The organism is Palaeococcus sp. (in: euryarchaeotes) (assembly GCF_053987695.1).
The window spans coordinates 1-10,577 of record NZ_JBMXHE010000001.1 but is presented as its reverse complement, the minus strand read 5'-3'; the positions used below and the strand labels follow the sequence as shown (position 1 = coordinate 10,577).

General features: G+C 44.4%; 9 protein-coding genes and 1 pseudogene. 3 read left to right on the top strand and 7 right to left on the bottom strand.

The features are described from left to right. From tpiA to gor, 3 genes are all read right to left on the bottom strand, one after another. Positions 1-650 (bottom strand): triose-phosphate isomerase (gene tpiA, locus ACXJGZ_RS00050; RefSeq protein ID WP_456397697.1); only part of this gene is annotated, 650 nt, incomplete at its 3' end. A 32-nt stretch (positions 651-682) separates the two neighbouring features. Then, positions 683-1,966, bottom strand: coding sequence for an ATP-binding protein (locus ACXJGZ_RS00045; protein WP_456320671.1), 1,284 nt, complete (start codon positions 1,964-1,966; stop codon positions 683-685). A gap of 84 nt (positions 1,967-2,050) precedes the next feature. Beyond that, the gene (gor, locus tag ACXJGZ_RS00040; protein ID WP_456397696.1) at positions 2,051-4,012 is read right to left on the bottom strand and encodes a glyceraldehyde-3-phosphate:ferredoxin oxidoreductase; all 1,962 of its coding nucleotides are present in this window, start codon (positions 4,010-4,012) and stop codon (positions 2,051-2,053) included. Between the two features lie 136 nt (positions 4,013-4,148). Between gor and ACXJGZ_RS00035 the strand changes: the two genes are divergently transcribed. Beyond that, positions 4,149-5,129, top strand: coding sequence for a bifunctional N(6)-L-threonylcarbamoyladenine synthase/serine/threonine protein kinase (locus ACXJGZ_RS00035; RefSeq protein ID WP_456320673.1), 981 nt, complete (start codon positions 4,149-4,151; stop codon positions 5,127-5,129). On the opposite strand, the gene ACXJGZ_RS00030 is transcribed toward ACXJGZ_RS00035, so the two are convergent. From ACXJGZ_RS00030 to ACXJGZ_RS00015, 4 genes are read right to left on the bottom strand one after another with little or no spacing between them, the layout of a single operon-like run. After that, complete coding sequence (locus tag ACXJGZ_RS00030; RefSeq protein ID WP_456320674.1) at positions 5,126-5,962, bottom strand: NAD(+) kinase; 837 nt, start codon at positions 5,960-5,962, stop codon at positions 5,126-5,128. The genes ACXJGZ_RS00035 and ACXJGZ_RS00030 overlap by 4 nt on opposite strands. 45 nt (positions 5,963-6,007) lie before the next feature. Further along, positions 6,008-7,012, bottom strand: a complete 1,005-nt coding sequence (locus ACXJGZ_RS00025; protein ID WP_456397695.1) for a flippase-like domain-containing protein — start codon at positions 7,010-7,012, stop codon at positions 6,008-6,010. Continuing rightward, positions 7,012-8,166, bottom strand: coding sequence for an RsmB/NOP family class I SAM-dependent RNA methyltransferase (locus ACXJGZ_RS00020; protein WP_456320676.1), 1,155 nt, complete (start codon positions 8,164-8,166; stop codon positions 7,012-7,014). Before ACXJGZ_RS00020 ends, ACXJGZ_RS00025 begins: the two co-directional genes overlap by 1 nt. 1 nt (position 8,167) lies before the next feature. Next, the gene (locus tag ACXJGZ_RS00015) at positions 8,168-8,704 is read right to left on the bottom strand and encodes a DUF3201 domain-containing protein (protein ID WP_456397694.1); all 537 of its coding nucleotides are present in this window, start codon (positions 8,702-8,704) and stop codon (positions 8,168-8,170) included. Positions 8,705-8,915: 211 nt separating this feature from the next. On the opposite strand from ACXJGZ_RS00015, the gene arcC reads away from it, so the two are divergent. Continuing rightward, entirely contained in the window at positions 8,916-9,866 is a 951-nt protein-coding gene (arcC, locus tag ACXJGZ_RS00010) for a carbamate kinase (RefSeq protein ID WP_456397693.1), read from the top strand. Between the two features lie 521 nt (positions 9,867-10,387). Then, positions 10,388-10,577: pseudogene (locus ACXJGZ_RS00005) on the top strand (DUF3887 domain-containing protein); the annotation flags it as partial.

Genomic DNA, 10,577 nt, shown 5'->3' with positions numbered 1-10,577 from the left:
ATAGCTTTCTCCGGGTCTTTTGCCTTCGTAACGCCAGAAGCTAAGAGGACGCCAACGCTTCCCAGTTCTAAAGCCTTCTTAACATCTTCGCCCGTTGAGATGCCCGCACCCGTGAGAACACCTACGCTTGGGTTGACCTTCTTAACGAGCTCCACCGTGTTTGTGACCACCTCTGGTTGAGCTTTACTAACAGGAATTCCCGTTCCTATGAGCTCTGGGGGCTCGACGGCAACATAGTCGGGCTCAAGAGCAGCGGCAGCAGCGCTAACCTTTGGATTGTTCGTGCACACCATTGTCATCAAGCCGAGCTCCTTGGCTCTGGCAATTGATGCCTCAAGATTCGCTAAAATCATCCTGTTTTCAGAGTGGTTCAGGAGCGTTCCAACGGCACCGGCTTCCTTAACAGCCTCCGGCAAAACATGGCCTGTGTGGCTTCCGGGTGTTATTGGGTCGATGTGCTGGGCAAAAACAGGAATTTCAACCTCCTGAGCAACCCTGTAGAGGTCGGCCAATTGAGGAGCAACGACGAATGTAATTCCCGTCTCCTTGGACACTTTCTCAGCGGCCTTGGCTATCCTCAAAGCGCCTTCTCCAGTTGCCTGGATGTAGGTCTTAAAGTTAATCGCTATAATCGGCTCTTTCAGCTTCACAGGTATCACCTAAAGTGAATCTACTTTAAAGCTTAAATGCTTTGCCCAAGGAGCCACTCTCTGATAGGGACAATCTTCACAGTTCTGCCCTTTATTTGCATTTTCCCTTTTTGCCTCCATGTAATTACCATCAAATCACCAATGCCAAGCTCATTGCTCGCTTTAACCAATGCTTTAATCTCCCTTTCCTTATTCTTCTCATTGAGCTCGTAAGAAACTTGGATGAGCTTTTCATTGGAGAGAAGAAAGTCCACTTCCCCTTTATCCCGTGTCACGTAATAAAACAAATTCTCATTGGGCTCAGCACCTCTCTTTAAAAGCTCGAAAAACACTAAATTCTCAAACAGCATTCCCCTGTCTTCAAGTCCAAGAACAGAAGCCAGCCCATTGTCAACGATATACGGCTTAAATCCTAGCATCTCCCTTAGTTTGTAAGATTTAACTGCAGGATAGAGAGGATAAAACACTAATGAGTCTTCTAAATAAGACAGATAGTTGGCTAAAGTTTCTTTTCCAACACTGATACCGAGACTTCTCATGTTTTTGTATGCTTTAGAAATTGTGAGGTGCGATGAAAAAACAAGCATTTTAAAAAGTAGTCTCAGGGCTTTAAGGTTCATTACATGCCATCTCTCCACAATATCCCGGTAAATAGTGGAGTCAATTATTTCTCTGAGAATCTCCCTTCTTAAAGAGGGATTTAAAACAACCTCTGGATATCCTCCCCAAAAGAGATAGTCTTGTAAGAGCTGATTTATTTTTGCATTCTCATAGGTGGAATAGAATTGTTTTACATCAATTCCATTTGCTTTTAAGAGTTCTTTGAATGAGAAAGGATACATCATTAGTTTAATACTCCTGCCCCTGAGCTCTGTAGCTATTTCTTTCGAGAGAAGCCTCGCAGAAGAGCCCGAAATAATAACTTTGTGCCCCTTATCAAGGAGGAATCTCACAAATCGCTCCCATCCTTCAACATTCTGAACTTCATCTAAGAAAAAATAACACACTCTTTTAGCATTCTCCGGAAACATTGAGTAGTATACTTCCAGCATTGTCATTAAATCGTTGAGTTCAGCCCCAACGAGTCTCGGGTCTTCAAAATTTACATAGAGGGTTCTTTCTTTTTCAATACCCTTTTTTAGAATGTCATGTATCATCTGGAAAATAAAATAAGTCTTTCCAGCCCTTCTTGGTCCAATAACGGCTAACGCCCTAGAAACTTTTGGAAGCTCATATTCCCTTTCACGTTCAACCAAACTAACCTCCCACTCCAGATAATCGGATATAATTGTGCCCCATATCCTCTTCTCAATCATGTACTATAAATAGTCCACTATATTTATAAAGTTTTGTACTATTCATAGTCCATCAAATCAAAAAAAGAAACAACTAAATAGAAATCAAATGCTCCAGTCAACACCAAGCCTATTGCTGTACTCGTTTAAAACTCTTTTCAGGTACTCTTTAGCTGTTCCAACCTTGTCCACCCTAAAGCGCTCTGCCCACTTCTCGTTTCCAAACTCCTCGCTTCCTCTAGCTATAAGGTCAATTACTCTCATCGAGTCCCAGAAAACGGGCTCATAGCCTGCTTTCTTTGCATAATTCACAAGCTTTCTTAACTGCTTCTTTGAGTGCTCCTCCATATCCACGTTTTCCCCATAAGCCTCCATGAAGAGAGCCTTTAGAATGGGTTTCATCCATCCCCTATGGAAGCGGCACCAGCCAATGTTGTCGTACCAGAATTCCCATATTGCACTTGCGAGGCTCTTCTGGGCAAGCTCTTCAGGCTCGAGGAAAACACCAAACTGATAGAAAGTCCAATAGCGTCCTTGGATTGGATAAGGAATGTAATTCCCCATAGCCCAGTACATAGTTGGTGTTATCTCCCCATCCTCTCCAAGCGGTGTGAAGACACCATAATCCTTAAAGCTCTCCCCATAGGGAAGCCTGTCCTTAAACTTCTCATCAAGAATAATTGAAGCTTTCCTCTTGCCAGCACCAATTAACTTCACAATCTCGTTCTCCGCAAAAGCGACCTTACGAGCGAGCTCGGCAACCAGCTTTGCATTCCTTTCACTCGACTCCACAGGCCTCTCCATGAGCGCCTCCTTTGTGAACTCGGGCATTCCGCTTATACCAACCTCTTCCGGTTTCAGGAACCCTCTATGAACGAGCTCCAAGATCCATGCCGCCGTTCCTCCAAACTCGATAGCATCAAAGCCCATAGCATCAACGGCATGAACGCTAATATCGCTCGCCCTCAAAGTTATAGTACCACTCAAAGGCCCATTAGCTTCCCTGGGCTCGTACTCTATGTGATGCCCGTTAGCATATTTCTTGCATGCTACAGGACATGGTTCCCCACAAGTAGTCCAGTTCTTCGTCTCTATAGCCTCCTTGTTAAAGGGCTCCCAGTAAAGCTTCATTATATTCTCATGAATCTTAATGCGCTCCTCCTTTGGAATATATGGCATCTGCCAGTTTAAAATTGGAACAAAATCCCCTTCAGCAGGATAATTTCCTCCAAAGGTTCCTCCCGTCTTAAGCTTTGGATTGTATTTGTATTTAACCGTCTTCTCTCCGATAACCTCGAACATGGGCTTCTTGTGGATTCCCTCCACTATGGGCTTGACGTTGCCCATCTTGCTTATATCCTCCCCAGGGAATTCTTTTCCAGCTTTTCCCCCAAAGATTATGGCTGCAACATTATGAGCCCTAAATAGAACACTTCCGGAACCTCCGCGGGCGGCCCAGTCCTCACTGCCCACCAAACGCTTACCCTTCCTAAGAGTTTGAGAGAATATTGCTCCAAAGTTAGTGTTCATGGCAGCAGGACCAACACATGCAATCCTGTACTCCATACCTTCAAACTTCTGACCCAAATGATCTATCAGGTATTGAGTGAGTGCATAAACGCCTTCCTCTCCCTTGTACCCCCTCCATATCTCCAGAAGCTTATCCTCCTCAATCTGATAGAACTCCACATTGATGTTCTCACCATCGTTTTTGAGAATTACAACGGTTGGCTTTTCGGCCTTTCCCTCTATCGTTACAAAATCGACACCAACCCGCTGGAATTGGTAAGCCGCTCCACCCATTGCAGATGGGAATACGCCTCCCCACAGGGGTGAGCGGAAGACAAACATCAATCTATGAGCACCCGGTAAAGCGCTCCCGGCAAAGGCACCCTTTCCAAAGACGGTTATGTTTTTAGGATCATATGGGTCCATCTCATAGGTCTTATAAACCTCGTCATGAAGGTACAGAGCGTAATCTATGATGCCGTAGATCCCTGTCTTCTCGAATTCCTCGCTATTAATCTTCCCCTTACCCATATCAAGCTTGAGCGTTGTGAACTTCATACACCTTCCCCCCGTTATCACTCACAGTGTTATGCCAACTCAATATTTAAAAGTTGCCCTCTAAATTGGTTACTTGACTTTCGAACTTATTAACTTTAACCCAAGTTTTTTAAATCGGAGCCGTTAAGGGTTATACATGATAGCCCTAGGCATTGAAGGAACAGCACATACACTCGGTATGGGGATCGTGACCGAGAAGGAGATATTGGCCAACGTATTTGACACCCTCACCACGGAAAGAGGAGGAATCCATCCAAAGGAAGCAGCGGAACATCATGCAAAGCTCTTAAAGCCCCTCCTGGAGAAGGCACTCAAAGATGCTGGAATATCCATGGGGGATGTGGATGTTGTAGCATTCTCCCAGGGCCCGGGTTTGGGGCCCGCTTTGAGGGTCGTTGCAACCGCGGCGAGAGCCCTTGCCCTCAGGTACAACAAGCCTATAGTGGGTGTCAACCACTGCATAGCTCATGTAGAGATAAGCAAACTCTTTGGAGATATTAAAGACCCTGTCGGACTTTACGTAAGCGGAGGGAACACCCAAGTTATCGCTCTTGAAGGAGGGAGATATCGGGTTTTTGGAGAAACCCTCGACATAGGGATAGGGAACGCCCTGGATATGTTTGCAAGGGAACTTGGCATAGGCTTTCCGGGAGGGCCAAGGATAGAGGAGCTTGCCCAAAAAGGAAATAAGTATATAGAGCTACCCTACGCGGTTAAAGGAATGGATCTCAGTTTTTCTGGAATCTTAACCGAAGCTGTAAGGAAATATAAAAGCGGGAAATATAGGGTGGAAGATTTGGCTTACTCCTTTCAAGAGACAGCTTTTGCTGCACTGGTTGAAGTTACGGAGAGGGCTTTAGCACACACGGAAAAAAATGAAGTTGTTCTTGTAGGTGGTGTTGCCGCTAATAAACGCCTAAGGGGAATGCTAAAAGATATGGCTGAGGATAGAGGTGCAAAGTTCTTCGTACCCCCTTTTGAGGTCTGCAGGGATAATGGAGCCATGATAGCATATACGGGCTTGAAAATGTTTAAAGCGGGGATAAAGTTCAAGCTGGAAGAAACAGTTGTCAAGCAAAAGTTCAGAACGGACGAAGTTGAGGTTACGTGGACTTAAAACTTTTTCTTGATTTTCATTAGGTAATGAGGGTATAATGATTCAGAAAACCTTATGAATTTCGTCTTCCGGGGCGATTTCTTTATTTTTATCTTAACCCCGGGATCAAGATAAGTGTAGAACTGACCATCGACCGCAAGTATTGCCTCCCTATCTATACTCAAAATATCCACGGATATTTCAGAGCTCGCTGGAATCACCATGGGTCGAGCATTCAAGGTTATAGGTGCCAAAGGCGCAATTATTATGCCATCAATCCTAGGATCCAAGAAGGGGCCCCCTGCAGACATCGCATATCCTGTTGAACCCGTGGGAGTGGAGATTATCAAGCCATCCGCCCTTATCTCATCCGCCACATTCTCATCCACGTAGTATTTAAGGTGCACTATTTTGCCGGGAATTCCAGTTAACACCGCAACCTCGTTCAAAGCATCCGGAATTTTGACCTTCCAGTTCAAACGCGTCCTGAGCTTGATCCTCTCATCCACATAATACTCCCCTTCCAAAAGCTTGCTGAGAGCAAAAAATGTTTCGGACGGCTCAACCTCCGATAGGAACCCAAGGGTCCCCATGTTTATGCCCAAAATCGGTATATCCCTTCGAGTTTTGTGTTCAATCCTTAGAATGGTGCCGTCCCCACCGATTGCGATAACGACATCCACCTTCATGTCTTCCAGCGAGACCAGATCCTCCTCGTTGAAGTGTGGAAAGTGGCTGTACGTTTCCGTATCAACATAAACTTCACATCCTTTAACTTTGAGAAAATCATAAACACGGTAGGCGAGCTTCAAAGCTTCCTCCTTATCTCTTCGAGCAGCGATGCCGAATTTCATCTTACTCCCCCAGATACTGATAACTGTAAATATGCTTCAAAACTATTAAGCCTTTCTACCCTTTGCACTCAGGTAAAAGCTTATAGCTCCTCCAACGATTGTTGGAAGCCAGAAGGATATAAACCTATCCACGACGGTTGCAGTAACAGCCACCCCTTTATCCAAAGAGAGGCTTAAATAGAGGGCGGAATTAACACCCTCCGTTATTCCAATACCTCCCGGAAGAATGCTAATCATACCAAGGGCTATTCCCGCCATCTGCACCATTAAAACCTCATATATCTTTAAGGGATGCCCTATGCTCATGAACACAAAGAACGTCCTCAGCATCATGACCACCCAGAGAAAAAGGGAATAGAAGAGCGTTTTAAAAAACACGACTTTATCCTTGGAGAGATCTATAAGTGTCTTTCTGAAGTCCATGATTCCCCTCTCAAACTTTTTCTCGATTTTTTCCTCAACCCCTGCGAACTTGTGAGGGAACACCCTCTTCAGGAGGGACAGAAGCCTGCTCAAGAGGCCCTTAGCAAGCCTTTCGTTGAAGGAAAATAAAAGGCTTATTCCAAGAATTAGGAGAAGTACAAGAGTTGAAATTGATAGAATAAGTAAAATAACATGAATTTTAAGATCAAGGGCGTACTTAAATGCCACGAACGTAAAAAGCATGACCGGAATCGCATCCAAAATTCTATCCGCCATCACCGTGGCAAAGGTTCTCCCATAAATTTCATCCTTTCCCCTGCTCACCACGTACATTCTGGCAGGTTCTCCCCCCGCTCTGGCTCCTGGAGTGATGTTGTTTACAAATATTCCCACAAGCACCGCGACAAGTACCCTCGAAAGGCTCTCCCTAACATTCGCCCTATTCAAAAAGACCCGCCATCGGAGTGCCCATGCAATCACCGCCAACGCCTGCATCAAAATAGCGAGTGAGAGATATTTCCAGTTCGTGCTCCTAACGATGCTTATGGTCTCATCTATCCCTGCCCACCATATCAGGGCGAGTATCACGATGATTCCGAAAGCTATAAGTCCCATCCTCTTTTGCATCATTCCACCTTCCTGAGCCTCGCTATAAAGAAACCCTGGGTCATGTGCTTGTGGGGATAAAACCTCTGAACTCCCTTTATCCCTATTCCCGGAGATCCAATAAAAATCTTCTGCTCCTCAAGTTTTAGACCCTTTTTAAGCATGTAGAGAACGTTGCCTTCATTTTCCTCATAACTTAGAGTGCATGTGGAGTAAACTAAAACCCCTCCCCTCCTGAGGCTCTTTATGGCGGCATTTATGAAGTGTCTCTGATATCGTGAGGTAGCTTCTATGTCCCTGGGAGTCCTGCTCTCCCAGAGCTTGGGTCTTATACCGAGAGCAGTGCACGGAGCATCGAGGAGTATTTTATCGGCTTTGATCCCGAGCTCCGGAAGTTTTCTAGAGTCCATATGGATTAACTTGACATTTTTAACTCCAAGTCTCCTCAACTCCTCCTCCATTTTCTTAAGCCTATTCTTTGATTTATCCATCGCTATTATCTCTCCCCTGTTCTGAAGGAGTTGAGCAATGTGCGATGTTTTTCCTCCAGGAGCCGCAGCCATATCCACAATCAAATCTTCTTCACTTGGCTCAAGGACATGAGTTACAACCATTGATGGAAGGCTCTGGGCGTAGAAATACCCCTTTTCATAACTTTTAAGCTCGCTGAGACTTGGAAGGGAGAATTTTGGCTTGGTAATTTTCACGGCAAGCCCCCTCTTCTTAACCGCCATATCCTTGTAGTTCATACTTGCAACTCCAATCCCAACAAGGAGCCCCCTAGGATCCCTTATTTGAACTTCATCGCCCTCTTTTATTCCCTTATCTGCTTTTAAAACACCCGGCGCGTATAAATTGGCTCCCTGATAAACACTCTCAGCTGCAAACTTATTGACGATAACTCTGGGGAGCTTTGGATTGTAGTCATCGGGAAAGTTCGGGCCCTCCCTTTCAAAATAGATGCCCTCCTCGATATGGGGGCTTCTCCTGGGCCTGAGACCCTCCCTCTTAAGCTCCTCCACAAGTTTTTCACGACTCACCTTGAGGGTGTTGACCCGGATATAGTACTTCTCAACCGGCTCCAAGAGCTTTTCCATAATAATCTCAGCTTCTTCCCCAAATAAGCCGAAATAATACTCTCTAAGCTCTTCAGGAAACCTGTCAAAATTAGTCATCTCAATCCTCCTCAGTGAAATCCAAGAGTTCATATTTCTTCAAGAGCTCTATGAATTTCCGAAGTTCTCTCCTCACGGTTTCCTTTGGATTTTCGAAGTCTCTGACTTCGACTTCAAAGTTGAAAACATTCTCTTCACTTTCCTTCATAGCCTCAAAAATCTCCTTATAACTCACGGGTTTTGTCCTGTGATTATAAACATCCTCCGGACCCCCATAGATGTAGCTTTTTGGAAACTTTAGGAGAAACTCTTCCAGAAACTCTTTGTTCACCTTATCCTTTAGAATCTCAAAGACTATGTAAAAACCCTGAATTGTAGCTCCAATCTCTCCCTGAGGCTTGATTTCAAATGCTGGGTAGGGATACTTCATCTCCCTCCATTCTCCATCCAAAAAGACGTATCCATTAAAAATACCCTCCACAAGGTCAACTCTAAATCCCTGTGGTTTCAACTCCTCTCTAAGCTCCTCATTGAGTTCTATAACTGTACCCCAGATGAAGTTTAAAAGCTCATGGATCTCTCCCAATCTCTCGAACATCTTTCTCCCCGTTAATAACTAACCCTCAACGCTTTAAAATTTAACCCAAGTGAAGGGATAAAAAGACAAAGCTAGCTCCAGAAAAATTTGACCTTCCTAAAGCAAATATCCAAAAATTTCCGAAATTTTTCCTATATAAAGCATTTTACAGCTAAGAAACCCTTTTATGCCCTCATGTGAAAGTTTATACACCAGTGATGGAGGGGGTACCATGAAGAAGAGGGTTGTAATTGCCTTGGGAGGTAATGCTATTCTTCAGAGGGGACAAAAAGGTACCTATGAAGAGCAGATGGAGAACGTGAAAAAAACTGCAAAACAAATCGTCGATATAATACTCGATAATGATTATGAGGTTGTAATAACCCATGGGAACGGACCGCAGGTTGGAAACCTGCTCCTTCAGCAGGATGGGGGAGCCCAATACGACATCCCAGCACAGCCAATGGATGTATGTGGAGCAATGACTCAAGGACAGATAGGATACATGATCCAGCAGGCGATAAAAAACGAGCTTAAAAGGAGAGGCGTGGAAAGATCCGTTGCAACTGTTGTAACCCAAGTCCTTGTGGATAAGGACGATCCCGCATTCCAAAACCCATCAAAACCCGTTGGTCCCTTTTATGATGAGAGAACAGCCAAAAAGCTCGCAAAGGAGAAAGGATGGACAATAATAGAGGATTCGGGAAGAGGATGGCGTAGAATAGTTCCCTCACCAGATCCAAAAGATATCGTGGAACGGGATGTCATAAAAAGCCTCGTGGAAAATGACGTTATAGTTATAGCAAGCGGAGGTGGAGGCATTCCGGTAATTGAAGAGGAGGGCAAGCTCAAAGGAGTGGAGGCGGTTATAGATAAGGATCTAGCAGGAGAAAGGCTCGCGGAAGTTGTTAATGCAAACATCTTCATGATTCTAACCGATGTTAATGGAGCCGCTATAAATTACGGAAAGCCCGGAGAAAAGTGGCTCGAGAAAGTGAATTTTGAAGAGATGAGGCGCTATTATGAAGAGGGACACTTTAAGAAAGGGAGCATGGGGCCAAAAGTCCTCGCAACCATGAGGTTCATTGAGTGGGGTGGTGAGAGGGCTATAATTGCAGCGTTGGACAAAGCCGTCGAAGCCTTAGAGGGTAAAACCGGAACCCAGATAGTTAAAGGATCTTAATCTTTCTTAAATTTTAAGGTGCTGTTAGGATAATTATGGGCTGATAATGGGCTGTTTCGTAGATGGTAAAAAGCGTAAAATTCGGCATCTCATGTTTTCCGTAATTTTTATATAGTCTTGTGAGGTAGTTTTTAGTGATGCCCCGGTATGTGGGATTTACAAGCCCGAATGGGGACTGCTGAGGCAGAACGGTATTTTATTCTCTTTTACTTGCACCATCATAAGCATTCCTCTTATCCTAACCATGCTGTCAGGACGAGCAGTCGAGGCGTTAGGTTTAAGTTTCTGTTATTATTGCAGGAAAAGAAGGGGAAATGAAAGCTGAAACCATTATTTACCGGGTGGTTTCAGCCTTAAAACCTTTTCGCCGGAACAGAATGGCACTGTTAGGATAACAATAAAATACAATGTAGTTTTAGTCTCTTTTACAGGCATTCTCCTTATCACGACAGTGCTTAAAAAGAGGATAAACTTTTTATACAACTTCGACCAAAAATTACCTCGAACTTCGAGGTATGGTGATGGAGATGAAAAGATGGGTGCTGTTTTTGATGATGATTCTCATTCTTGGGAATTTTGTCCTGGCTGAAAAACCATATGAGGAAACCGCAAAAGCTACATTTAATGCTTTGAAAACCGGGGATTACTCTATTCTAGAACCGTATCTGGATGATGCCATGAAAAAAGCCTTCGACGAGAAGGGTTTCAAAG

Coding starts and splice junctions, on each gene's coding strand:
- ACXJGZ_RS00045 (WP_456320671.1), bottom strand. CDS start 1,966: ATGATTGAGAAGAGGATATGGGGCACAATTATATCCGATTATCTGGAG.
- gor (WP_456397696.1), bottom strand. CDS start 4,012: ATGAAGTTCACAACGCTCAAGCTTGATATGGGTAAGGGGAAGATTAAT.
- ACXJGZ_RS00035 (WP_456320673.1), top strand. CDS start 4,149: ATGATAGCCCTAGGCATTGAAGGAACAGCACATACACTCGGTATGGGG.
- ACXJGZ_RS00030 (WP_456320674.1), bottom strand. CDS start 5,962: ATGAAATTCGGCATCGCTGCTCGAAGAGATAAGGAGGAAGCTTTGAAG.
- ACXJGZ_RS00025 (WP_456397695.1), bottom strand. CDS start 7,012: ATGCAAAAGAGGATGGGACTTATAGCTTTCGGAATCATCGTGATACTC.
- ACXJGZ_RS00020 (WP_456320676.1), bottom strand. CDS start 8,166: ATGACTAATTTTGACAGGTTTCCTGAAGAGCTTAGAGAGTATTATTTC.
- ACXJGZ_RS00015 (WP_456397694.1), bottom strand. CDS start 8,704: ATGTTCGAGAGATTGGGAGAGATCCATGAGCTTTTAAACTTCATCTGG.
- arcC (WP_456397693.1), top strand. CDS start 8,916: ATGAAGAAGAGGGTTGTAATTGCCTTGGGAGGTAATGCTATTCTTCAG.